At 71.7% G+C, this 22,503-nt stretch carries 20 protein-coding genes and 1 tRNA gene; 7 read left to right on the top strand and 14 right to left on the bottom strand.

What is annotated here, in order from left to right:
* The first annotated feature begins 7 nt into the window (after window positions 1–7).
* Both AS850_RS03830 and greA read left to right on the top strand, forming a co-directional pair.
* Window positions 8–493: a DUF4307 domain-containing protein gene (locus AS850_RS03830; protein ID WP_119867936.1), complete on the top strand. Its 486-nt coding sequence runs from the start codon at window positions 8–10 to the stop codon at window positions 491–493.
* Window positions 494–607: 114 nt separating this feature from the next.
* Window positions 608–1,099, top strand: a complete 492-nt coding sequence (greA, locus tag AS850_RS03825; protein ID WP_119867935.1) for a transcription elongation factor GreA — start codon at window positions 608–610, stop codon at window positions 1,097–1,099.
* 92 nt (window positions 1,100–1,191) lie between these two features.
* Here the strand turns inward: greA and ilvA are convergent, their stop codons facing one another.
* Window positions 1,192–2,433 (bottom strand): threonine ammonia-lyase, encoded by a 1,242-nt coding sequence (gene ilvA, locus AS850_RS03820; RefSeq protein WP_119867934.1) that lies wholly within the window; start codon window positions 2,431–2,433, stop codon window positions 1,192–1,194.
* Complete coding sequence (locus tag AS850_RS03815) at window positions 2,426–3,589, bottom strand: AI-2E family transporter (protein ID WP_119867933.1); 1,164 nt, start codon at window positions 3,587–3,589, stop codon at window positions 2,426–2,428. Before AS850_RS03815 ends, ilvA begins: the two co-directional genes overlap by 8 nt.
* 59 nt (window positions 3,590–3,648) lie before the next feature.
* Between AS850_RS03815 and AS850_RS03810 the strand changes: the two genes are divergently transcribed.
* A complete protein-coding gene (locus tag AS850_RS03810) occupies window positions 3,649–4,884 on the top strand; it encodes a winged helix-turn-helix domain-containing protein (RefSeq protein ID WP_164088382.1) in 1,236 nt (411 codons plus the stop codon).
* 145 nt (window positions 4,885–5,029) lie between these two features.
* Here AS850_RS03810 and AS850_RS03805 read toward each other — a convergent pair whose 3' ends face one another.
* Window positions 5,030–5,938 carry a M48 family metallopeptidase gene (locus AS850_RS03805; RefSeq protein ID WP_119867932.1) on the bottom strand — a complete coding sequence of 303 codons (909 nt, stop codon included), beginning with the start codon at window positions 5,936–5,938 and terminating at the stop codon, window positions 5,030–5,032.
* A gap of 31 nt (window positions 5,939–5,969) precedes the next feature.
* Window positions 5,970–6,551, bottom strand: coding sequence for a LemA family protein (locus AS850_RS03800; RefSeq protein ID WP_119867931.1), 582 nt, complete (start codon window positions 6,549–6,551; stop codon window positions 5,970–5,972).
* Between the two features lie 124 nt (window positions 6,552–6,675).
* Between AS850_RS03800 and AS850_RS03795 the strand changes: the two genes are divergently transcribed.
* On the top strand, window positions 6,676–7,125 hold the full coding sequence (locus tag AS850_RS03795; RefSeq protein WP_119867930.1) for a Dabb family protein: 450 nt from the start codon (window positions 6,676–6,678) through the stop codon (window positions 7,123–7,125).
* Here AS850_RS03795 and AS850_RS03790 read toward each other — a convergent pair.
* On the bottom strand, window positions 7,088–9,157 hold the full coding sequence (locus AS850_RS03790) for a M1 family metallopeptidase (RefSeq protein ID WP_119867929.1): 2,070 nt from the start codon (window positions 9,155–9,157) through the stop codon (window positions 7,088–7,090). The two genes, AS850_RS03795 and AS850_RS03790, sit on opposite strands and share 38 nt — an antisense overlap.
* 179 nt (window positions 9,158–9,336) lie before the next feature.
* Between AS850_RS03790 and AS850_RS03785 the strand changes: the two genes are divergently transcribed.
* On the top strand, window positions 9,337–11,562 hold the full coding sequence (locus tag AS850_RS03785; RefSeq protein ID WP_123955445.1) for a hypothetical protein: 2,226 nt from the start codon (window positions 9,337–9,339) through the stop codon (window positions 11,560–11,562).
* Between the two features lie 23 nt (window positions 11,563–11,585).
* Here the strand turns inward: AS850_RS03785 and AS850_RS03780 are convergent, their stop codons facing one another.
* Window positions 11,586–12,164, bottom strand: a complete 579-nt coding sequence (locus tag AS850_RS03780; RefSeq protein ID WP_119867927.1) for a hypothetical protein — start codon at window positions 12,162–12,164, stop codon at window positions 11,586–11,588.
* A gap of 149 nt (window positions 12,165–12,313) precedes the next feature.
* Between AS850_RS03780 and AS850_RS03775 the strand changes: the two genes are divergently transcribed.
* Both AS850_RS03775 and AS850_RS03770 read left to right on the top strand, forming a co-directional pair.
* Complete coding sequence (locus AS850_RS03775) at window positions 12,314–13,003, top strand: response regulator transcription factor (RefSeq protein ID WP_119867926.1); 690 nt, start codon at window positions 12,314–12,316, stop codon at window positions 13,001–13,003.
* Window positions 13,000–14,460 carry a sensor histidine kinase gene (locus AS850_RS03770; RefSeq protein WP_119867925.1) on the top strand — a complete coding sequence of 487 codons (1,461 nt, stop codon included), beginning with the start codon at window positions 13,000–13,002 and terminating at the stop codon, window positions 14,458–14,460. The genes AS850_RS03775 and AS850_RS03770 overlap by 4 nt, the downstream gene beginning before the upstream one ends.
* Here AS850_RS03770 and AS850_RS03765 read toward each other — a convergent pair.
* From AS850_RS03765 to AS850_RS03730, 8 genes are all read right to left on the bottom strand, one after another.
* Window positions 14,435–14,508: transfer RNA gene (locus AS850_RS03765), tRNA-Leu, on the bottom strand. The two genes, AS850_RS03770 and AS850_RS03765, sit on opposite strands and share 26 nt — an antisense overlap.
* A gap of 95 nt (window positions 14,509–14,603) precedes the next feature.
* Complete coding sequence (locus tag AS850_RS03760; RefSeq protein ID WP_119867924.1) at window positions 14,604–16,142, bottom strand: NAD(P)/FAD-dependent oxidoreductase; 1,539 nt, start codon at window positions 16,140–16,142, stop codon at window positions 14,604–14,606.
* Window positions 16,143–16,199: 57 nt separating this feature from the next.
* Window positions 16,200–17,456, bottom strand: coding sequence for a S8 family peptidase (locus AS850_RS03755; RefSeq protein WP_119867923.1), 1,257 nt, complete (start codon window positions 17,454–17,456; stop codon window positions 16,200–16,202).
* Between the two features lie 4 nt (window positions 17,457–17,460).
* The gene (locus AS850_RS03750) at window positions 17,461–18,042 is read right to left on the bottom strand and encodes a DUF501 domain-containing protein (protein WP_119870103.1); all 582 of its coding nucleotides are present in this window, start codon (window positions 18,040–18,042) and stop codon (window positions 17,461–17,463) included.
* 20 nt (window positions 18,043–18,062) lie between these two features.
* The gene (locus AS850_RS03745; protein ID WP_119867922.1) at window positions 18,063–18,650 is read right to left on the bottom strand and encodes an FtsB family cell division protein; all 588 of its coding nucleotides are present in this window, start codon (window positions 18,648–18,650) and stop codon (window positions 18,063–18,065) included.
* A gap of 240 nt (window positions 18,651–18,890) precedes the next feature.
* Entirely contained in the window at window positions 18,891–20,171 is a 1,281-nt protein-coding gene (eno, locus tag AS850_RS03740; RefSeq protein ID WP_119867921.1) for a phosphopyruvate hydratase, read from the bottom strand.
* A gap of 144 nt (window positions 20,172–20,315) precedes the next feature.
* Window positions 20,316–21,557 (bottom strand): histidine--tRNA ligase, encoded by a 1,242-nt coding sequence (gene hisS, locus AS850_RS03735; RefSeq protein ID WP_119867920.1) that lies wholly within the window; start codon window positions 21,555–21,557, stop codon window positions 20,316–20,318.
* Between the two features lie 333 nt (window positions 21,558–21,890).
* Window positions 21,891–22,487, bottom strand: coding sequence for a TetR/AcrR family transcriptional regulator (locus tag AS850_RS03730; protein WP_119867919.1), 597 nt, complete (start codon window positions 22,485–22,487; stop codon window positions 21,891–21,893).
* Window positions 22,488–22,503: the final 16 nt, after the last annotated feature.

Genomic DNA, 22,503 nt, shown 5'->3' with positions numbered 1-22,503 from the left:
TTCGTCGATGGCGCCCACGCCTTCACGCACGACCGGCGCAGGAGGCCCCCGGCCCGCGCCCGGCTCCTCCGACCCGTCCGCGGGCGGCCCCGCGACCGGCGACAGCGCCCTCGACATCCGCTACGGCCGCACTCGCTCGTTCCGCCTGAGACGTCGCTGGATCGCCGCGATCGTGGGCGGGGCGTTCGTCGTCGTCTTCGCCGCCTGGGTCGTCTTCGCCGGCCTCGACGGCACCAGCGCGACCATCGACACCAACGACGCCGGCTACGTCATCCACAGCGACACCAGCGCCACCGTCACCTCCGAGGTCAGTGTGAATCCCGGCACGAAGGTCGACTGCTCCATCCAGGTGCTCAACTCGTCGTTCGGCGTCGTCGGCTGGAAAGTGGTGCACTTCCCGGCCCAGACGAGCTCGACGACGACGTACACGACCGAGCTGAAGACGACCAGCCGGGGCGTCACGGGCTTGATCGACAAGTGCTGGCTGCCGTAAACTCACGTGATTCACCATCGAGACCGGCCACTCGGCCGGTCTCCTTTTTTCGGCGGGACACCACTGGGGTGGGTCGTCCACAGCGACGGATCACGCCGACGAGGAGGAAATGCCATGACTGACACCGAAGCGACCACCTGGCTCACCCAGGAGGCACACGATCGACTCGCCGCGGAGCTCGAGACGCTGAGCACCTCCGGCCGGGCCGAGATCGTGGCCCGCATCGAGGCCGCCCGCGAAGAGGGCGACCTCAAGGAGAACGGCGGCTACCACGCCGCGAAAGACGAGCAGGGCAAGATCGAGGCGCGCATCCGCACGCTCATCAACCTGCTGAAGAGCGCCACCGTCGCCGAGTCGACCGCCGCCGCCGACGTCGTCAGCCCCGGCACCGTCGTCACCGCGACGATCGCCGGAGACGAATCGCGCTTCCTGCTGGGCAACCGCGAGATCATCGCCGCCGGCAGCGACCTCTCGGTCTACAGCGAGACGAGCCCCCTCGGCGAGGCCATCAACGGCAAGGCCGCGGGCACCAGCACGAGCTACGTGGCGCCCAACGGCCGCGAGATCTCCGTCACCATCAACAAAGTGGAGCCCTACCACCCCTGACGTCCCCGTGCGCTCGAGCTCCGGCGTCGTCGTCGCCGATAATTCCCACCATCGGCGCCTCCTCCGCCCTGCAGCTCGGGCGCACGAGAACGTCAGCTGCGAACCAACTGCGGGTCGAAGCCTCCGTCGCGGAGGCGCTGCATGACCTGCTCGGCGTGGTCGGGTCCGCGGGTCTCGACGCTCAGCTCCAGTTCGACCTCGCTGATCTGCAGGCCGCGCCCGTGGCGCGTGTGCAGCACCTCGACGACGTTGGCGTTGGCCTCCGAGATGATCTCGGAAACGCGCGACAGCTGGCCGGGGCGGTCGGGGAGCATCACACGGAAGTGCAGGTAGCGGTCCGAGGCCGCGAGGCCCCGGCTGATGACCCGCTCCATCATGAGCGGGTCGATGTTGCCGCCCGAGAGGATGATGACCGTCTTCCCGAGCGGACGCACCTGGTCGGTGAGGACCGCCGCGACGCCGACGGCTCCTGCCGGCTCGACGACCTGCTTGGCGCGCTCCAGGAGCACGAGGAGGGCGCGGGCGGTGTCGTCGTCGGAGACGGTGACGACCTCGTCGACGAGCTCGCGGACGATCTCGAAGTTGAGCACGCCCGGCTTCGACACGGCGATGCCGTCGGCGATCGTCGGAGTCGGCACGACGGTCGTGAGGGCGCCGAGCTTCATCGAGAGGGCGTAGGGCGCGGAGTTCGCGGCCTGGACGCCGATGACGCGGATCGTTCCGCCCGTGCGGGCGCGCATCTGGCTGACCGCGCTGGCGACTCCCGCGATGAGCCCGCCGCCGCCGATGGAGGCGATGATCGTCTCGACGTCGGGCACCTGCTCGAGGATCTCGAGGCCCAGCGTCCCCTGACCGGCGATGACGTCGGGGTGGTCGAACGGCGGGATGAAGACGGCCCCGGTCGTCTCGGAGAACTCGCTCGCCGCGCGGAGGGCGTCCTCGACGGAGTGGCCGCTGAGCACGACGTCGGCACCGTAGTCGCGGGTCGCCTGGAGCTTCGGCAGGGCGACTCCGACGGGCATGAAGATCGTCGCGCGGATGCCGAGCTCGCGCGCGGCCAGCGCGACGCCCTGCGCGTGGTTCCCGGCGGACGCGGCGACCACCCCGTTCGCCTTCTCCTCGTCGCTGAGGCGGGACAGGCGGTTGTACGCACCGCGGATCTTGTAGGAGCCGGTCCGCTGGAGGTTCTCGCACTTGAGGTAGACGGGCGCTCCCAGCACCTTGGAGAGGTACGACGAGCTCTCCATCGGCGTGCGGTGCACGACGTGGGACACGCGCTCGCGGGCCTCCTCGATCTCGGCGAGGGTGGGGCCAGCCACTTTCAGATCAGACATGCTCGATCGGGCCTTCCTGGAGGTCGGGTGGGAGGGACGAGTCATCGTGGTCTCCCGGGCTGGGAGTTTTCCTGTGAGCACGGGTCACGACGAAGGTCACCATCACGTTGAGGGTGGCGACGACGGGCACGGCGAAGAGGGCGCCCGCGATCCCGGCGAGGTAGGCGCCTCCGGCGACCGCGAAGACCACCGCCAGCGGGTGCACCTTGACGGCGTTGCCCATCACCAGCGGCTGGAGCACGTGCCCCTCCAGCAGGTGGATGAGGAGCACCCCGGCCAGCATGATGAGCGCGATGACCCAGCCGTCGTAGACGAGCGCGACGAAGACGGCGACGGCGACGGTCACGACGGCGCCGACGACGGGCACGAACGAGCCGAGGAACACGACGACCGCGATCGGAATCGCGAGGGGGACGTGCAGGATGCCCGCGATGACGCCGATCCCGACGCCGTCGACGAGCGCGACGAAGATCTGCACCTTGACGAAGGTGGTGAGCGTCGTCCAGCCCGCCCGCCCGGCGCCGTCCACGGACGCGCGTGCCCGCCGCGGGAAGAGCCGGACCACCCAGCGCCACACCCCGGCTCCGTCGACGAGCAGGATGATCGTGGCGAAGACGGTCAGCAGGAGACCGGTCAGGAAGTGCCCGAACGAGGAGCCGAACGACAGCGCTCCGGCGACGATCCCCTGCGTGTTGGACTGGAACGCCGACACGGCGTCGCGGTAATACGTCCGGAGCTGGGCCTGTGAGACGTGGACCTGGCCGGTCGTGAGGAACGTGATGAACTCGTCGTAGGCGCGGTAGCTGCGCTTCAGGAGGTTGGGGAAGCCGTCGACGATCTGCGTGACCACCAGGAAGCCGAGGCCGGTCAGGACGACGAGGACGACGAGGAGGGTGACGACGATCGCGAGCCACTTCGGCCACCGGTGCCGCTGGAGGAAGGTCGACAGCGGGACGAGGAGCGCCGACAGCAGGATGGCCACCATCATCGGGATCACGACGACCTGGAGCTGCGCGACGATCAGGAAGAAGAGCCCGACGACCGCGGCGATCGCGAGGAGCCGCCAGGCCCAGGCACCCGCGAGCACGACCGCGGCCGGGAGAGCTCGATCGCCCGTCACGGGATCCTCGCCCGGGGCGCGGAGCGGCGTGTCCATCGCGCCAGTCTAGGGCCGGGAGGCCCCCGCTGACGGTGGTCGGCCCTAGGGTCGGAGGGGTGACGAGTTCGACGATCTCCGCCGCCCAGGCGAGGCGCATCGCCCTGGCCGCTCAGGGCTTCGGCCGCCCCGTGCCCGAGAGCGTCGGCACCCGCCAGCTCAACCAGACCGTCGACCGCCTGGGCCTCTTGCAGATCGACTCCGTCAACGTCTTCGAGCGGAGTCACTACCTGCCCCTCTTCGCCCGTCTCGGGTCGTACGACCGGTCTCTCCTCGACCGGCTGACCTTCGCTCGGCGCGGCCGCTACGTGGAGTACTGGGCGCACGAGGCGGCGTTCCTGCCGGTCGAGACGTGGCCGCTCCTGCGGTGGCGGATGGACGCCATGCGCGACCGGTACCCGGCCGAGGCGCTGGGCGTCGAGCCGGGCCTCCTGGCGTGGCTCCTCGACGAGCTGCGCGACAAGGGGCCCCTTCCCGCGAGCGCGATCGAGCACGACGCGAACGTGCGTCGGGGGCCGTGGTGGGGCTGGAGCGACGTGAAGAGGGGTCTCGAGGCCCTCTTCCGCTGGGGCGACGTGGTCAGTGCCGGGCGGACGCGCTTCGAGCGCTCCTACGCGCTGCCCGAGCACGTGCTGCCGGCCGAGGTGCTGGCGCGCTCGGTGCCCCGCGAGGAGGCGCAGCGGCTCCTGTTGGCCCGGGCGGCCCGAGCCCACGGGATCGGGACGCCGAGGGATCTCGGCGACTACTTCCGCATGAAGAACGCCGCCGTCGTTCCGGCGCTGCGCGACCTTGAAGACGCGGGCGAGATCCGCCGCGTCGAGGTGGCGTCGTGGAAGGCGCCGGCGTTCCTCCACGCGGAGGCGCGGGTGCCGCGCCGCATCGAGGCGGACGCCCTGCTGTCGCCCTTCGACCCCGTCGTCTGGGAGCGGAGCCGGGCGGAGCGGATGTTCTCGTTCCACTACCGCATCGAGATCTACACGCCGCGGCCGCAGCGGGTGTTCGGCTACTACGTGCTCCCGGTGCTGCAGGACGACGCGCTCGTCGCCCGGGTCGACCTCAAGAGCGATCGGCAGGCGGGCGTCCTGCGGGTCCAGGCATCCTGGCACGAGAAGGGGCAGGAGGTCGACGTGGAGCGGCTGGCCGCGCTGCTCCGACGCACCGCCGCGTGGCAGGGGCTCGGCGACGTGGAGGTCGTGCGGCGCGGCGACCTGGCCTCGTCGCTCGCGGGTGCCCTCGGCGTGGGCGCGCAGGATGCCCCGGCCGACGACCCCGTCGAGTCGGCGCCGCAGCTCTGAGGCCCCCGGCGCAGCTCGCCCTCGTGCGAAGCTCGCGCCGGGCGCAGCTCGCGCTCGGCGCGGTCGGCTGCAAGGCGGAGCGGCCGCCGATAGCCGCGCTATCGGTGGTCGCGACAACGCCGCAGACGGCCCCGCCGAGGGCGAGCTAGAAAGTGCCGGAGGTGGCGCGGAGGCGGGCGATGCGATCCGGGAGCGGCGGGTGCGTGCTGAAGATCCGCGCCATCACACCGGGGCGCATGGGGTCGCTGATCCAGAGGTGCGACATCGACGAGTTCTGCTGGCGCATCGGCCGGCCGTAGGCGCCGAGCTTCTCGAGCGCGCGGGCAAGCCCCTCGGGGTAGCGGGTGGTGAGCGCCCCGGTGGCGTCGGCGAGGTACTCGCGCTGCCGCGACACGGCCGCCTGCACGCCGGCCGCCGCGAGCGGGGCGACGACCATCGCGGCGATCCCGACGACGAGCATCACCGGGTTCGCACCGCCGCCGCCGCCGTTGCCGTCGCGACGGTTGTTGCCGCCGAACATCGCGCCGAAGAACGACATGCGCAGCAGGATGTCCGCGAGGAACCCCACGGCGACGACGAGCCCGAAGACGATGGTGGAGACGCGGATGTCGTAGTTCTTGACATGTCCCATCTCGTGCGCCATCACGCCCTGCAGCTCGGCGTCGTCCATGATCGCCAGCAGCCCGGTGGTGGCCGCGACGACGGAGTGCTCGGGGTCGCGCCCGGTGGCGAAGGCGTTGGGCGCGGGGTCGTCGACGACGTACACCTCGGGCATCGGCATCCCCATCGTGATGGAGAGGTTCTCGACGGTGCGCCAGAGCCGCGGCTCCGTCGTCGCGTCGATCCGGATGCCGTGGCTCATCGCGATCGCCTGCCGGGAGGCGAAGAAGTACTGGACGAGCGCGTAGAGAGCCGCCACGACCAGGACGGTGAAGCCGATCGACGGGTTGTTCCAGATCAGCCCGCCGGCGAAGCCGAGGAGGCCGATGATGACCAGGAAGATCAGGATGATGAAGACGGTGTTGCGCTTGTTCCGCGCTACGGCGCTGTACATGGGGAGCGTCTCTCGAGGCCGGGCTGTCCGGTCAGAACTGGACGCGCGGCGGTTCGGCGATGGCGGACGGCTCCGTCACCTCGAAGAAGTCGCGGCTGGTGAATCCGAGGCGCTTGGCGAACAGCGTGTTGGGGAAGACCGTGGTCTTCGTGTTGAACTCCCGCACTCCGCCGTTGTAGAACCGGCGCGCGCCCTGGATCTTGTCCTCCGTGTCGACGAGCTCGGACTGGAGCTGGAGGAAGTTCTGGCTGGCCTGGAGCTGGGGGTACGCCTCGGCGACGGCGAAGATGCTCTTGAGCGACTTCTGCAGGTGCCCCTCGGCCTCGCTCGCCTCGGCGGGCGTGGTGGCGCTGAGGGTCTCGGCGCGCGCCCTGGTGACGCTCTCGAAGACGCCGGACTCGTGGGTGGCGTACCCCTTTACCGAGCTGATGATGTTGGGGATCAGATCGGCTCGCCGCTTCAGCTGCACCGTGATGTCGCTCCAGGCCTCGTCGACGCGGACCTTCAGCGTCACGAGCGAGTTGTAGGTCGCCCACAGGTAGATGCCGGCGATGACGAGCAGCAGCACGACGATGCCGACGGCGATGAGTGTGCCTACGAGGGCGGAATCCATTGTGTGAGAGCTCCTTGTCGATCCGGCAATCACTATAGGCGGGCCGGATGGGGGCTCCATGACGGCTGGGCATTCTCGGAGGGAACTCACGCGGACGCGCCCGTCACGGTGCAGAGTGTCCCCCATGGGCACCGATTCGATCACCGATCTCTCCGACGCCGACCTGACAGCGCGCGACTTCCGGCCGGGAGCGGTGCACCACGTCGTGCTGTTCCGCCTCGCCGCAGGATGCACTCAGGACGACGCGCAGGAGGTCGAGCGCCGCTTCCGGGCCCTCGCCGACGCGCCGCATCCCGACGGCTCCGGCCCCTACATCCGCTCGATCGCGGCGGGCGGGCAGACCAGCCACGAGGGCGCGTCGCACGGGTTCGAGCTCGGGTTCGTCGTGCTCTTCGCGTCGGAGGGCGACCGCAACACCTACGTCGGCGAGCCGCTGATCTCCGATCCGGCGCTCGTCGACCGGGAGCACGCCGCGTTCAAGGACTTCGTCGGGCCGCTGCTCGCAGCAGGGCCCGACGGCGTCCTCGTGTTCGACTTCACCGACGGCGGGGCGACTCCGGCCTCGAGGCCGTAGCGCCCGCGCCCACGTTCACGGTCCGCCGACGGCGGCCCGACGCGAGCAGGAGGCCGCCGAGCGCGACCAGGGCGAGGGCTCCGGCCGCAGGAGTCGCGGCGTCGGTTCCCGTGGCGGCGAGGGTCGGCTGCGCGGCGGCGGGTTCGACCGTGCCGACGGCCGCGGCCACGAGGGTGTGACTCACCGTGCATCCGGCGCAGGTGGCACCGAGCGTGACCGCCCGGGCGCCGACGTCGACGAGGGAGGCCCTGCGCGGGTCGTCGAGGTGCACGGTGAACGGGAGCGTCGCCGAGGCGCCCGTCGCCGTGGTGGGGACGGTCCAGAGCAGCGTGGTGCCGTCGAGTCGAGCCCCGGCCGGCAGGCTGCCGGGGTCGAGGGTGGCCGTGGCGAGGAGGGCTTCGAGATCGACCTCGACCGTGGCTCCCCGGAGCGGGACCTTCCCCGTGGCGGTCGCGGTGACGACGTAGCCGAGGTCGGAGCCGGCCGGGACCGCCGAGGCCTTCGCCCTCGGTGTCGCGAGGGCGAGGGTCCACGTCGCGGGCCAGGCCGGTTTGTCGGCGTCGTAGAGCCAGTCCTGGAAGAACGCGCCGAGGCTCCTGCCGGAGACCTTCTCGGCCAGCGCGATGAAGTCGGCGGTGCTGATGCTCGTGCCGACCCGCTCGGCGTACCACCGACGCATGATCTCCTCGAAGACGGGCGTGGTCACCGCGGATCGCAGCGCCTCGAGCGTCATGGCGCCGCGGTTGTAGACCTGCCAGCCGAAGAGGTCGGCGGCATCGGTCATCTTCGCGGGCGGGATCGTCCATTCCGGCGCCCCGGCGGGGGTGCTGTTCCACAGGTCGTAGAGGCTGTCCTCGGCGGTCGGGCCGCCGTGCTCCTCGTCGTAGACGAGCGGGGTGTAGGTGGCGGGGCCCTCGTTGAGCCAGATGTCGCCCCAGTCGGCGGGGGTCACCGCGTCGCCGAACCACTGGTGGGTCAGTTCGTGGACGAGCGTCTCCCGGTCGATGCTGCCCTCGAAGAACGGGCGGTCCTGCGTCTCGAGGGCGTAGCCGAGGTCCGTGTTGTCGACGACGACGCCCGTGGCGTCGCCGGGGTAGCGCCCGTACTTCTTCTCGAGGAAGGCGAAGATCTCGGGGAGCTCCGCCCGGAGCGACGTGATCTCGGCGAGCGCCTGGGGCGACGTGCTGGGATCGACGAAGCTCCGCTCGGGGATGCTCCGGCCGCCCTGGAGCGGGATCGTCGACTGGAACTCGGTGTACCGACCGATGGAGACGAGGGCGAGCTCGGTCGCCATGGGCTTCGACTGCTTCCAGGCCCAGGTCGTCGTGCCGTCGGCGTGGGGGGTCTGCGCCGTGAGGACGCCGTTGCTCACACCCGCGGCGCTCGTACCGCCGAGGAGGGTCGGGACCGTCAGGGCGATGTCGAACGTCGCCTTGTCGCGCGGGGTGTTGTCGCTCGGCAGCCACGTCATCGTGCCGACCGGCTGGCCGACCGCGGTCGCGCCGTCGCTGGTCGTGCTCCAGCCCTCGCTCGACCCGTCGGGGTCGGTGTGCTGGACGGGCGTCCCCGCGTAGGAGATCACGGCGGTGAAGTCACCGTCGACCGGGGTTTGAGGCGTCACGACGAGCTTGTACTTCGAGATCGCAGGATCCTGCTCCCGCACGAAGGTGGCCGCCTGGCCGTTCACGACCACCGACGTCACGGTCAGGCCCTCGAAGTCGAGGGAGAACGACGAGAGCGCGGTCGTCGCCGTGGCGCTGATCGTCGTCGTCGCGGCGATGGAGCCGTCCGTGGCGTAGGCGAGGTCGACGCCGTAGTGGGTCACGTCGTAGCCGCCGTTGCCGATCCCGGCGAAGAGCGAGTCGCCAGCGGAGGTCGCGCCCGCGATCGGGGCGGCTGCGGCGGAGGCGGCCGTCGCCGGGACGGCGACCGCCGACAGGGGCGCGGCGATCGCTCCGGCCGCGAGCAGGAGCCCGAGGGCCCGACGCGATCGGTGGATTCTGGTCGGGGTCTCGGCGTCGCGACGGATCATAAGAGGATCCTATGAAGTCGATGTTTCCTCCGTGTGACGTCCGCCCGAGAGGCCTCGCGTGTGACCGCCCGCGGCCCGGAAACGCCCCGAAAGCCGGCCGAAACGGCCCCGACGGGTGAACATTCCGCGAAATCAGCCGCGAGGCCGATTGACTCGTACCCCGATTGTTGGCTAGATGGGTGACAGTGCTCACCGACACGACCCCCAGCTCCCGACGCTCCGCGGCCCTGACCGGCGGAGCACGTCGTCGTGCCGTGGTTCTCGTGGCGATGTCGAGCCTCGCCCTGGGCATCCTGCTGGCCGGGGTCGCCCTCCGGGCCGCGCCCGTCGACGCGGCGACCCCCGCACCGGGTCTCGCACCGACGCCGACGGCGACAGCGGCCCCCGTGGCTCCGACGATCACGGTCGCCGACTCCGACGCGTCGACGATGAGCGCTAGGGGCACCGCGACGCCCGGGGCGAAGCTGCGGATCCTCGACCCGCAGCGGCCCGCCTCCTCGCTCTGCACGACCACCGCCGATGCCTCGGGTTCGTGGGGCTGCACCATCGCGGTCCCGAGCGGAGCCGACCAGGTCGTCACGCTGCGCGACCTCACCGACACCGCTCTCGCCGACGTCGACAGCGACCCGTTCTCGGTCCTCGCGGCCCCGACGTTCGTGACCTCCCCCGGGCTCGCGGTCGGCGCCGTGGTGAAGGGTGCCGGGTTCCCCGGGGCCTCGGTGACCGTGATGGCGACGGGCGCGTCCACGGCCCAGGTCATCGCCCGGGTCTCCAGCGCCGGAGCGTGGCAGGTCACGCTGCCGTCCGCCTCGTTCCCGTCCGGCCGCTACGCGCTCCGGGCGGAGCAGCGCTCCACGGCCGTGCCCGCGGTGCCGGTGTCGTCGATGTCGTCGCCCCTCGCGCTGACGATCGACCGCGAGGCGCCGTCCGCGCCCGTCCTCGCGCATCCGGCGGCCGGCTCGACCGTCTCCAGCCAGCCGCTGGTCTTCGACGGCTCGGGCGAGCCCGGCGCCATCGTGACGACCTACGTCGACAGCAACCCCGTCTGCCAGGCGACCGTCGCTCGCGGCGGCACGTGGCGGTGCACCTCCGCGGGACTCCTCCTCCCGGCGGGCACGCGGACGGTCCAGGCCGCCCAGCGTGATGCCGCCGGCAACTACGGCGCCCCCACGAAGGGCAGCCGCATCACCTTCACGGCCGCTCAGCCGACGGCGACACCGGGGGCCGCTTCTCCCTCGCCCGTCCCCGCCCCCTCCTCCCCCGCGGAGCCGCAGCAGACGCCGGCGCCGCAGACCACCTCGTCGCCCGGGGCGACCCCCGCGCCCCCGTCATCGGGCGACGGCGGAGCGGGTCCCGGTCCGTCCGCCGGGAACGGTCCGCAGGATCCGGGCGGCACGGCCCCGACCACGCAGGGCACCCGCGAGGCGGGATCGTGGACCGGCACCACCGGCTTCGGCAGCACCCTTCCGACCCTCCGCGAGGGGCTCGCGGGCGGGTCGTGGCTCTGGGCGCTCGCCCTCGGGCTCGTCTTCATCCTGCTGATCGTCGCGCCGCTCCGCCTCGCCGCCACGGCGCTCGGCGGCCGACTCGCCCTCCGCGCGCGGCGCTTCACCGGGCGGAACCGGGCCCACGTCGACCGCGACGACACGCCTCTCGTCTCCCCCGCGACGGGCGTCGCCCTCGCGCTGGCCGGCGGCATCGCCCTCGTCGCCCTCGCCGTCGGGGTCGACGACCAGCTCCGCTACGTCCGCCTCGGAGCCGCCATCGCGGTCGGCGTCGTCGTGCTCAACGGACTGGGCGTCGTCCTGCCGACCTACCTCGCCGGCCGGCGCTTCGGGTTGGGCCTCCGGCTCCGCTTCTCGGCCCGGATGCTCGTGGCCGCCGCGCTCGCCTGCCTCGTGACGCGGCTCCTCGGGCTCGATCCGCCGGTCGTCCTCGGCGTGCTGATCGCCGCAACCCTCGTCTACCCGGACGGGCGGACCCTCGACGAATCGGGCGCCGTCCGCCGCGGCGGCATTGTGGCGGCCGCCCAGCTCGGCTCGGTGACCGTCGTGTCGTTCGCCGCCTGGGTCGCGCACGGGCTGCTCCCGGCCGACACCACGTCGTTCGTCGTGGAGATGACCCGGGAGACGCTCGCGACGGTGTGCCTCGCCGGTCTCGGGTCGCTCATCGTCCTGCTGGTGCCCGTCGGGGGGCTGCCCGGCCGGGCGCTCTACTCGTGGTCGCGGGCGACCCTCGTGGGCCTCGCGGTGGTCGGCGTCGCCGCGGCCGGGGTCGTGTTCGCCGGGGATCCTGCGGAGACGTTCCCCGTCGTCCCGCTCGTCTTCGCGTCGATCGCCTTCGCGGTGGTCGCCGTCAGCGCCTGGGTCTGGATCCGCTACGTGGAGCCGGCGACCGAGGAGTAGTCGCCGACGACGACCCGCGCACCTCAGAGGATCGAGCCGATGACGGGCTCCGCCTTCGTCTCCGCCGTCTTGCTCGCCTGATCGCGGAGCGACTCCGCCTCCTTCTTCACGGCGTCGCCGTAGCCGCCGGCGAGCGCCTTCCGCTCGATGGCCGTCCGTGCGGACTTCCGATCGGCGGCGTCCTTGCCCTTGAGCGCCTTGAGGTCCGCCTTGAGAGAGTCGGGGGCGGACTTCCAGGAGCTCCGGGCGTCGACGGCGAGGGTCTTGACGGCCGCTCCGTAGGCGCCCGACAGGGCCTTCTCCTCGATCGAGCGGACGGCCGTCCGACGTGCATCGCCGGTCTTCCCCGTCAGCGCCTTCACGTCCGTCTTCAGGGCCGCGGGCACGTCGCCCGTCAGGAGCCGGACGGCCTCGGGACGGATGGCGCGGAAGGGCAGGCCGGTGACCTTCGTCGCGGGGCCCGCGGTGGTCGTCGAGGCGGCCGCGGACGGCGCGGTGGTCGCGGCGTTCGCCGTCGAGGCCGCGAGGACACCTGCCCCCGCGACGAGGGCGGCGGCGGCCGTCAGACCGACCACGCGGGACGTGCGGGTGAAGCTGATCATGGTGACTCCTGGTTCGTGTCGATGTTCCCGCGCCCCGGTCGGACGCTCGGGAGCAAGCATGCGGACCCCTCCGCCACCGGACATTCGGGGGATGTTCGAATCCTGTAAGGCGTCACCGCCGGCCGGGCCGGGGCGAGTTGACTGGGGCGATGAGTGACAGCCGTGGCCTGATCGTCGTGGTCGAGGACGAAGCGGCCATCGCCGACATCGAGCGGATCTACCTGGCCGACGCCGGGTTCGGCGTCCACCTCGCCCGGGACGGCGAGTCCGGCCTCGACGCCATCCGCTCCCTCCGACCCGTGGCCGCCGTCGTCGACATCGGCCTTCCGGGACTGGACGGCGTCGAGCTCTGCCGCCGCCTCCGGGCCGAGGACGACTGGACGCCCGTGGTCTTCGTGACGGCGCGCGATTCGGAGATCGACCGGATCCTCGGCTTCGAGCTCGGCGCCGACGACTATGTCACGAAGCCGTTCTCGGCCCGCGAGCTCGCGTCCCGCGTGAAGGCGCTGGTGCGTCGCAGCCAGGTGGGGGTCCGGAGCGGAGCCCTGACCCTCGGCACGATCGTGCTCGATCCGCGCTCCCGGACCGTCGCCGAAGGGGGACGCCACCTGGAGCTGACGGCGACCGAGTTCGACCTCCTCGCGTTCCTGATGGCGAGCCCGGGCCAGGTCTTCGGGCGCAACCAGCTCCTCTCCGCCGTCTGGGGACTCGCCGACTACCGCGGCAGCCGCACCGTCGACGTGCACGTCGCGCAGCTCCGCGCGAAGTTCGGGGAGGCGCTCCACCTGCGGACCATCCGCGGCGTCGGCTACGCCGTGGACCGACCGGTCGCCTCGTGAGCGGCGCGGCGCCCTCCCCCGACGGCGACGGTCGTCGTCGTCCGACGCTCGCCTTCCGCATCGTCGTCGCGACCGTCAGCGTCGCCCTGCTCGCCGCGCTCGCGACCGCAGGAGTCGCGTACCAGCTCGTCCGCCAGGTCGCCCTCCAGCAGTCCCGGGACACCCTCCGGTCGACGACGCTCCTGGTGGCCGACGCCCCCGCGCGGGACCGCGCCGAGCTCGTCCGCAACCTCGACCAGGCCCGTGCCCGGGGCATCCGGATCGTCCTCCTCCACGCCGACGGCACGACGACCCCCGCGGGCGGCGCGGGAGTGCCGCGCTCCGCCGTCGACCAGGTGCAGGCCAGCGGGTCCCTCTCCGCCCGGGTCCGGCAGAACGGGAAGCAGGTCCTCGTGGAGGGGACCCGGCTGACCACGGGCGACACGGTCATCGCCACCCAGGACTTCTCGCTCGTCCAGTCGTCGACCACGCGGCTCCTCGGCCGGTTCGCGATCGCCCTCGCGTTCGGAGTCGCCGTCGCGATCGGCGTGGGCGTCGTGGTCGCCCGCTTCGTCGCCCGTCCTCTGCGCCGCGCGGCCTCTTCCGCGCGGCTGCTCGCCTCGGGGCGCCGCGGCCTGGCGGCGTCGGCCGGATCCGCGCAGGATGCTGCTCCCGCGGTGGCCGAGATCCGCGACATGGAGAACGCCCTCGCCGCCCTCGACCTCGCCCTCGCCACGTCCGAGGGGCGTCAGCACGAGTTCCTCCTCTCGATCTCGCACGAGATCCGGACCCCGCTCACCGCCATCCGCGGCTACGCCGACGCCCTGGCGGACGGCCTCGTCGACGCCGCGGCCCTGCCGACCATCGGACGCACCCTCGTCGCCGAGACGACCCGGCTCGAGGCGTTCACGCGCGACCTGCTCGAGCTGGCGCGACTCGAGGCGGACGACTTCCGCATCCGGCCGGAGACCATCGACCCGGTCGAGCTCGCCCGGGAGGCGACGGCGGCGTGGCGGGCGCGGGCCGCGGCGCTCGACGTGACGCTCCTGCTCGTCGCCCCGGCGCCGGTGGCCTCGATCACGACCGATCCGATGCGGGTGCGGCAGCTCCTCGACGGCCTGCTGGAGAACGCCCTGCGGGCCTCGCCGCCCGGCTCGACGGTCACGATCCACACGGACGCGGCGGAGCGGCCGGAGTGGGCCCGGATCGTCGTCGAGGACGAGGGTCCCGGTCTCACGGAGGCGGACACGGCGGAGGTCTTCGATCGGAACGTGCTCGCCGACCGCTACCGATCGACGCGGACGGTGGGGACCGGGCTCGGCCTGTCGATCGCGTCGAGGCTCGTCCGGCGGCTGGGAGGCACTCTCCGGGCGGGCCTCCGACCGGGCGGGGCGGTCGACGCACGGGGCCCCTCGACGACCGGCGCCGCGTTCACCGTCGAACTCCCGGCGGTGCCCCCGCAGGGACTCGAACCCTGACTGAGGCGATTTTAAGTCGCCTGCCTCTGCCGATTGGGCTACGGGGGCGTGCCCTCCCAGAGTAGGGGGCGCCGAACGCGCGGCGGGAACGCGAACGCCCCGCTCCGGTCGGGGAGCGGGGCGATCGACGATGCTGCGGAGGACTACTCCGAAGCGGTCGCTTTCTCGGCCTCGGGCGCCTTCTTGGCTGCGGCCTTGCGGACCGGGGCCTTCTTGGCCGCGGGGGCCGCGGCGGGGGCGTCGACGGGCTCGGCGGCCTTCGATCCGTCGGCAGGATCGGCGTAGGCCGGGCCGGCGGCGTCGGCGGGCTTGCCGATCTCCGGGGCGGGGGCGGCGGGTGCCGCGGACTCGGCAGGAGCCGCGGGCTTGGGACGCGAGGCGAACTCCTCGAACGCGGCGCGCGGGCGCGTCACGTTGTCGAGCGAGGCGATGTCGCGACCGAGCGCAATGTTGTTGGCCCAGCCGGAGACGACGCGGATCTTGCGCTCCCACGACGGCATCGCGAGGCCGTGGTAGCCGCGGTGCGCCACCCAGGCCGGAAAGCCCTTGAGCGCGAACTTGCCGCTCTGGAAGACTCCGATGCCGAGCCCGAGGCCGGCCACGGCGCCGAGGTTGTCGTGGCGGTAGTCGGTGGTGTTCTCGCCGCGCAGCGAAGCCACGAGGTTCTTCGCGAGCTGCTTGCCCATGCGGACCGCGTGCTGGGCGTTCGGCACGCAGAAGCCGCCGACGCCGCCGCCGGTGATGTCGGGGGTCGCCGCGACGTCGCCGCAGGCCCACGCGCCCTCGACGACGGAGCCGTCCTCGGTCACGATGCGGAGGTCGGGCTGCACGCTGATGCGGCCGCGCGCCTCGATGGGGAAGTCGGTGCTCCGGACGACCGGGTTCGCCATGACGCCGGCGGTCCAGATGATGAGGTCGGATTCGAACGACTCGCCGGTCGACAGCTCCACCTTGCCGCCGACGGCGGACTGCAGCTGCGTGTCGAGGTGCACGATGGCCTGGCGCTCGGCGAGGTTCTTGAGAACCCAGTGGCTCGTCTCGAGGGCGACCTCGGGCATGATCCGGCCCATCGCCTCGACGAGGTGGAAGTGGGTGTCGTCGATCGTGAGCTGCGGGTAGTTCTTGAGGAGGTCGGTCGCGAAGCTGCGGAGCTCGGCGAAGATCTCGATGCCGGCGAAGCCGCCACCCACGACGACGGTCGTGAGGAGACGGTCGCGCACGGGACCGGCCGGGAGGTTCGCGGCCTTCTGGAAGTTCGTGAGGAGCTTGTCGCGGATCGCCTCCGCCTCCTCGATCGTCTTGAGGCCGATCGCCTCGTCGGCGACGCCCGGGATCGGGAAGGTGCGGGAGACGGCTCCTGCGGTCATGACGATCTGGTCGTACTCGTACTGCCAGGGCTCGCCGATCTCGGGCGTGATCGTCGCCGTCTTGGTGGCGTGGTCGACCTTCGTGACCTTCGCGGTGACGACGTCCGTCTTCTTCAGGTGGCGGCGCAGCGACACGATCGCGTGGCGAGGCTCGATGGAGCCGGCGGCCACCTCGGGGAGGAACGGCTGGTACGTCATGTAGGGCAGCGGGTCGACCACGGTGACCTCGGCCTCGCCCTTCCGCAGCCACTTCTCGAGCTTCCAAGCGGTGTAGAAACCGGCGTAGCCGCCGCCGACGATCAGGATTTTGGGCACGAGAAATGGTCTCCTAGGTGTGAGTGATCTGAAACAGGCTAGTGCCTGCCGCGCAGGCTAGCGCCCGGCGCGCAGCCTTCTGTACTGCCGGACGGCCCCGATGACGACCACCAGAAGGATGACTCCGAAGACAGAATAAACCGCCAGCGGGATCCCCGTGGAGCGGAGTGCCGCCGCCGACGCGAACGGGCCGGACGCGGACCCCTGCCGCGGAGCCGTCGACGGGGTCGAGGTCGCTCGCGAGGACGGCACCGGAGCGGACGTCGGCTGGGGCGACGCCTCGGCGCGACGGTGGAGCCGGATCCACTCCGGGAGGCTGCCGAGCGGGTTCGTCGTGACGTGCGCGACGTCGCGGGTGACCGCCTCATGCGCGTTCACGAGACCGTGGCCGTAGATCGGACCGGGCGAGGGGCTGCCCTTGGGCGTGGCCGTCGAGACGATGCGCTGGATCACGTCATCGGCGGAGATGCCCGGATGCGCCGCGTAGACGAGGGCCGCGACGCCGGCAACGATCGGCGTGGCGCCGCTCGTGCCCGACCAGAGGAGGTACTGACCGCCCGGAGCGACACCGACGAGGCCCTCGCTCGGGGCGGCGACGCCGATGGTGATGCCCTGGCTCGACGCGTCGAAGGAGGCGTTGCCGGATTCGTCGACGCCCGCCACGGCGAGGACGCCGGGCATCGTCGCGGGAGCCCCGACCTCGTCGGTCCCGCTCCCCCGGTTGCCCGCCGCCGCGACGATCACGACGTCGTGCTTCATCGCGTAGAGGAACGCGTCGTCCCAGCTCTCGGGCCAGTCGAGGGTGTTCCGGGTCAGCGACATGTTGATGACCTTCGCGCCGTGGTCGACCGCCCAGCGGACCGCCTTCGCGATCTGCCCGTCGGCGTCGACGGCGGACGAGCCGAAGCCCACCGAGATCGACAGGAGGTTCGCCTCCGGGGCGACCCCGATCATCCCGGCGCCCGGCCCCGTCCCCCGGCCGGCGATGAGCGAGCCGACGAGGGTCGCGTGCGCCGAGTCGTCGTCGATCGGCGTCTGTCCGTCCGCGCCGCCGACGCCCGAGAAGTCGGTGCCCGCGGTGACGGCGCCCCGCAGCTCCGGCACGCTCCCGTCGATGCCGGTGTCGATGACCGCGACGGTGACGCCCTTTCCCTTCGTCGTGTTCCAGGCCTCGGTGATCCCGTAGTCGTTCAGCCAGTACTCGCGGTCGCGGAGCGAGTCCGCTCGGGCCGGAGACGCGGACAGCAGGATGCCCGGAGCCGCCACCAGCGCGACGACCGCCACCGCGGCGGCGAGGAGTCGCAGGCGGCGCACGTTTCTACGAGCCCGACGCGTCGGGTCGCCGGGTGTCCTCGGCCTCGGCCTGGGCCGCGGCCTCGCCCTCGGCGTCGCCGACAAGGTCGCCGCACACGCAGACCTCGGGGCTCCATGCCGCGCGCTCGAGCGCGAGGTCGCCGAACGGGTTGACGCCCGGGCCGGCGGCGAGGGCGTGTCCGACGAGCGCGTGCAGGCACTTGACCCGCTCGGGCATGCCTCCCGCCGTGACGTGGGCGATCTCGTCGACGTGCTCGATGCTCTCGCGGTCGGCGAGGTACGCCTCGTGAGCCGCCGTGTAGCGCGCCCGCAGGTCGTCGCTCTCGGCGAGGAGATCGGTGTACTCGGCCATGACCCCGGTCGCCTCGAGGGTCGACACCGCGGCCGTCGCACCGGGGTGGCACAGGTAGTAGAGGGTCGGGAACGGGGTGCCGTCGCCGAGCCGCGGCTTCGTGGCGACCACCGTCGGGTTGCCGCACGCGCACCGGGCGGCGATCCCGATCACGTCGCGAGCCGGACGACTCAGCTGGGCGGTCACGACGCGGACGTCGTGCTCGGTGACGGGGGCGAAGGGCGGCGTACTCATGAGCACCCCACGATACCGGGCTATTTGGTGCCGGTGATGTCGGGGGCGACCAGGTCGGGCGCGGGCTTCGTGGTCAGCCCCGCGTCGTAGACGGACGACAGCATGCCCGACACCCAGTCCACGTTCGGGTTCTGGATGTCGCGCGTGATCGGCGAGCCCGCCTTCGTCGTCGCTTTGGAGGTCGACTTGGTCGGGTTCATCACGAGGTAGCTGTACTCGCCCGGGTAGACGTAGAGCAGGCGGTCGCGGGCCTGCGCCTCGATGTAGGCCGGGTCGTTCCAGCGCGCGACGTCGTCCTTGAGCGAGTCGACGTCGGCCTCCTGAGCCGCCACAGACCTCTTGAGCTGCGAGATCTGCTCCTGCTGCTGGATGAGCGTCTTGAGGCTCGGCGCGAGGACCACGACGAACAGCACGATGATGACCAGCATCAGCAGGCTGAAGCCGGAGAAGCGCATGCCGCGCAGGAACCCTCCGGCGGCCGACTCCATCGCCGGCAGGCTGACGGGGACGCGGCGGTTCTTCGTCCCGGCCGGGCCGGTGGTCGCAGCCGTGCCCCTCGCGGCACCGGGGCGGGCACGCGTGTCGGGGGCGCTGGAGTCACGGGGCATGTCGACGACGATAGGCGAGGGTCGCCCCGGGGTGCTGCAGGCGCCGCCGCGTTCCCAGCCTTTCGTCGGGCGCGCGCCGTCGTGGCCCGCGCCGTCGCATCGCCCGCTGTCACGTTTCGTGCGCCGTGTCACGTCTCGACGCGACATCACGCACGGAACGTGACAGCGTACGGCGGCGGCGGGTCGCCGCACGACGAAGGCCCGCCCCGCGCGAGCGGGACGGGCCTTCGTCGTGCAGCGCTACGCCGTGAAGCGCGGGAACGCGGAACGGCCGGCGTAGACGGCGGCCTCGCCGAGCTCCTCCTCGATGCGGAGCAGCTGGTTGTACTTCGCGACGCGCTCGGAGCGGGCGGGGGCACCGGTCTTGATCTGGCCGGAGTCGGTGGCGACGGCCAGGTCGGAGATGGTGGTGTCTTCCGTCTCGCCGGAGCGGTGCGAGAGAACGGCCTTGTAGCCCGAACGCTGAGCGAGCGCGACGGCGTCGAGCGTCTCGGTCAGGGTGCCGATCTGGTTGACCTTGACGAGGAGCGCGTTCGCGGCGCCGGTCTCGATGCCCTTGGCGAGGCGGGTCGGGTTGGTGACGAAGAGGTCGTCGCCCACGATCTGCGTCTTGGCGCCGATGACGGACGTGAGGTGGGCCCAGCCCTCCCAGTCGTCCTCGTCGAGGGGGTCCTCGATCGTGACGAGGGGGTAGGAGGCGACGAGCTCCTCGTAGTAGGCCGACATCTCCTCGGCCGACTTGGAGCCGCCCTCGAAGGCGTAGGAGCCGTTGGTGCAGAACTCGCTGGAGGCGACGTCGAGCCCGAGGGCGATGTCGGTGCCGGGCGTGAAACCGGCCTTGGTGATCGCCTCGACGAGGAGGTCGAGTGCGGCGCGGTTGCTGTCGAGGTTGGGAGCGAAGCCGCCCTCGTCGCCGAGGCCGGTCGACAGCCCCTTGCTCTTGAGCTCGCTCTTGAGCGCGTGGTAGGTCTCGGTACCCCACTGGAGCGCCTCGGAGAAGGACGACGCGCCGATCGGCAGGATCATGAACTCCTGGATGTCGACGTTGCTGTCGGCGTGCGAGCCGCCGTTGATGACGTTCATCATCGGCACGGGCAGCGTGTGCGCGTTGGGGCCGCCGAGGTAGCGGAAGAGGGGCAGGTCGGCGGAGTCGGCGGCGGCGCGGGCGACGGCGAGGGAGACGCCGAGGATCGCGTTGGCACCGAGGCGCTTCTTGTTGTCGGTGCCGTCGAGCTCGATCATGGCCTGGTCGATGACACGCTGGTCGGTCGCGTCGATTCCCTCGAGCTCCGGGCCGATCTCGTCGATCACCGCGGCGACGGCCTTGAGGACGCCCTTGCCCTGGTAGCGATCCTTGTCGCCGTCGCGGAGCTCGTAGGCCTCGAACGCACCGGTCGACGCACCCGAGGGCACTGCCGCGCGCGAGACGACACCGTCGTCGAGCAGGACTTCGACCTCGATCGTCGGGTTGCCCCGCGAGTCGAGGATTTCGCGGGCGCCTACGGCGTCGATTGCTGCCACGGAGAACTCCTTAGATCGTCTTCATCACCTGGGGCCGGAAGCCCGGATCAATCCTAGTCACGAGGGTTCCCGGCCAGGTGCGGTTCTCCACAGGGCCACCGGCGCCTCCGGCCGGGTGGACCGCAGGATGCCCGGACCCGCGCCTCAGGACAGCTCGCGCACCTCGAGCTCCTCCGCCGACACCCCGGCGTCGCGCACCACGGCGAACCGGGAGTACCCCAGCCCCGCCAGGCCGCTCAACTGGTTGGTGAGGTTCTTCGCCTTGCGATCGAGACGGACGCGCTCCCCCCGGGCGACGAGCTCGCCCTGCAGCCGGACGAGGGCGACGGGGTCGAGCCCCCGGTCGTAGAGCAGGACGAGCCCGCCGTCGCCGCCACCCTCGGGCAGCTCGACGAGATCGACGAGGCGCTCGAACCCGAGCGAGAAGCCGGCCGCCGGGACGTCGCTGCCGAGGAACCTCCCGATCATGCCGTCGTAGCGGCCGCCTCCGCCGAGCGAGTAGCCGAAGTCGGGGTGCGCGATCTCGAAGATGGTGCCGGTGTAGTAGCCCATGCCGCGCACGAGGGTCGGATCGAACTCGAGCCGGGCCTCGGGGAGAGCGTCGCGCAGGGCGACGAGGTCGGCGAAGGCCGCGGCGTCGAGCCAGGCGGGAGCCGCCTCGCCCGTCCGCCACGTGGCTCCGGCGAGCTCGCCGAGCTGAGCCGCGAGACCCTCGGTCGGCACGCCGATGCCCTCGAGCTCAGCGACGACGCCGTCGACACCGATCTTGTCGAGCTTGTCGATGATGACGAGCGCCGTCTCGGTGCGATCGGCCGGAACGCTCCAGTGCCGGAGGAGGGACTGCAGGATGCGTCGGTCGTTGATCCGGATCGTCGTGCCGACGAGGCCCAGCTTCTCGACCACGGCCGACGTCGCGGACAGCAGTTCGATCTCGGCCATCGCGGACGGCTCGCCGATGATGTCGATGTCGCACTGCACGAACTGCCGGTAGCGGCCCTTCTGCGGGCGCTCGGCGCGCCAGACCGGGGCGATCTGGATGCTCCGGAACACGGTCGGCAGCGTCGCGCGGTGGGAGGCGTAGAAGCGGGCGAGCGGGACGGTCAGGTCGAAGCGGAGCCCCAGGTCGGCGAGGTCGAGGGGTGTGTCGGCCGCCTGGAGTGCCTCCCGATCGAGACCCCGCTTCATGACCGCGAAGGCGAGCTTCTCGTTGTCTCCGCCGAGGCCGGCGTGGAGGCGCCCGCTGTCTTCGACCACGGGGGTCTCGATCTCATCGAACCCGAACGAGCGGTAGGTCGATCGGATCGTCTCGAGAACGAGATCGCGGCGGCGCTTCTCGGCGGGGAGGAAGTCGCGCATTCCGCGGGCAGGAGTCACGGGGCTGGGCATGGCCACAAGTCTTCCAGACGCTCGCCGCTCCGGACGGCGCCTGGGGATAACCTCGCGTTTGCCGCCATGTGACATTTCATGTACAGTGATGACCACCCGAGAGCGAGAGACTCGGCGAGAGAGCAGCGGAACCGACCCGCACTCTCGTCACCGAACGGCGGGCGCGAATCGGGTTGCGCGCCTTGCCTAGCCAGGCGATCCGTCCCTTCCCTGCGGCGACGGCCCACCGCCTGGCCGGCGGTGTCCTGCGCGCGAGCGCGGGGCACCGCCATTTCTCGTACCGACTCCGGCAGCAGTCATACCGATGACAGCCGCATGTCGGGCGCAGGCCGCCTAGACGGCGGCCGCGCTCAGCGAGGCGACGCGGACCGCGAAGGCGTCGGCGTGCGCCGCGAAAGCCACTCCGACGCGCTCGATCTCGCCCGTCGCCATCGCGTCGTACTGGAGGCCGTAGACGCCGTCGGTGAACAGCCGCGCCTCCCGCTCCGAGCGGACGGGATCGACGCCGCGCGCTTCGGCCCACGTCGTGGCGAAGCCCTGCCAGGCGCTGACTGCCGAGCGCGCGATGCCCTTCTGGTCGCCGTCGACCATCTCGAGCATGGCCGCCTCGAACTCCAGGCGCTGCAGCTGCAGATTGCGGGGCGTCGAGACCTCCGCCCACGCGTCGGCCATGAAGCGTCGCCACCCCTCGTCGTCGAGGCTGGACGGGTCGACGCGGAGCAGGTGGTCGAGTCGCGAGACCACCGCGCGCACGATCTCCTCGATGAGCTGCGCGCGGTTTCCGAAGTGGTAGACGAAGACGTAGGTGCTGACGCCCAGGGCGTCGGCGAGGGTGCGGAACGAGACCGTGGCGAGGGTGCGTCCGGTCAGGTGATCGAGGATCTGACCGAGGAGCTCCGGCTTGCGAGTCGGATCGGGTTTGCGGGGCATGGTCGCCGTCCTTCGT

It is taken from the genome of Frondihabitans sp. 762G35 (assembly GCF_002074055.1).
In the GTDB taxonomy this organism is placed as follows: Bacteria; Actinomycetota; Actinomycetes; order Actinomycetales; family Microbacteriaceae; genus Frondihabitans.
Note: the sequence above shows the minus strand (reverse complement) of the source record. Positions and strands in the feature narration are given on the sequence as shown.

Excerpts from the sequence above, each read along its gene's own strand:
- AS850_RS03830 (WP_119867936.1), top strand. The coding sequence starts at position 8 with ATGGCGCCCACGCCTTCACGCACGACCGGCGCAGGAGGCCCCCGGCCC.
- greA (WP_119867935.1), top strand. The coding sequence starts at position 608 with ATGACTGACACCGAAGCGACCACCTGGCTCACCCAGGAGGCACACGAT.
- ilvA (WP_119867934.1), bottom strand. The coding sequence starts at position 2,433 with ATGTCTGATCTGAAAGTGGCTGGCCCCACCCTCGCCGAGATCGAGGAG.
- AS850_RS03815 (WP_119867933.1), bottom strand. The coding sequence starts at position 3,589 with ATGGACACGCCGCTCCGCGCCCCGGGCGAGGATCCCGTGACGGGCGAT.
- AS850_RS03805 (WP_119867932.1), bottom strand. The coding sequence starts at position 5,938 with ATGTACAGCGCCGTAGCGCGGAACAAGCGCAACACCGTCTTCATCATC.
- AS850_RS03800 (WP_119867931.1), bottom strand. The coding sequence starts at position 6,551 with ATGGATTCCGCCCTCGTAGGCACACTCATCGCCGTCGGCATCGTCGTG.
- AS850_RS03795 (WP_119867930.1), top strand. The coding sequence starts at position 6,676 with ATGGGCACCGATTCGATCACCGATCTCTCCGACGCCGACCTGACAGCG.
- AS850_RS03790 (WP_119867929.1), bottom strand. The coding sequence starts at position 9,157 with ATGATCCGTCGCGACGCCGAGACCCCGACCAGAATCCACCGATCGCGT.
- AS850_RS03780 (WP_119867927.1), bottom strand. The coding sequence starts at position 12,164 with ATGATCAGCTTCACCCGCACGTCCCGCGTGGTCGGTCTGACGGCCGCC.
- AS850_RS03775 (WP_119867926.1), top strand. The coding sequence starts at position 12,314 with ATGAGTGACAGCCGTGGCCTGATCGTCGTGGTCGAGGACGAAGCGGCC.
- AS850_RS03750 (WP_119870103.1), bottom strand. The coding sequence starts at position 18,042 with ATGAGTACGCCGCCCTTCGCCCCCGTCACCGAGCACGACGTCCGCGTC.
- AS850_RS03745 (WP_119867922.1), bottom strand. The coding sequence starts at position 18,650 with ATGCCCCGTGACTCCAGCGCCCCCGACACGCGTGCCCGCCCCGGTGCC.
- hisS (WP_119867920.1), bottom strand. The coding sequence starts at position 21,557 with ATGCCCAGCCCCGTGACTCCTGCCCGCGGAATGCGCGACTTCCTCCCC.
- AS850_RS03730 (WP_119867919.1), bottom strand. The coding sequence starts at position 22,487 with ATGCCCCGCAAACCCGATCCGACTCGCAAGCCGGAGCTCCTCGGTCAG.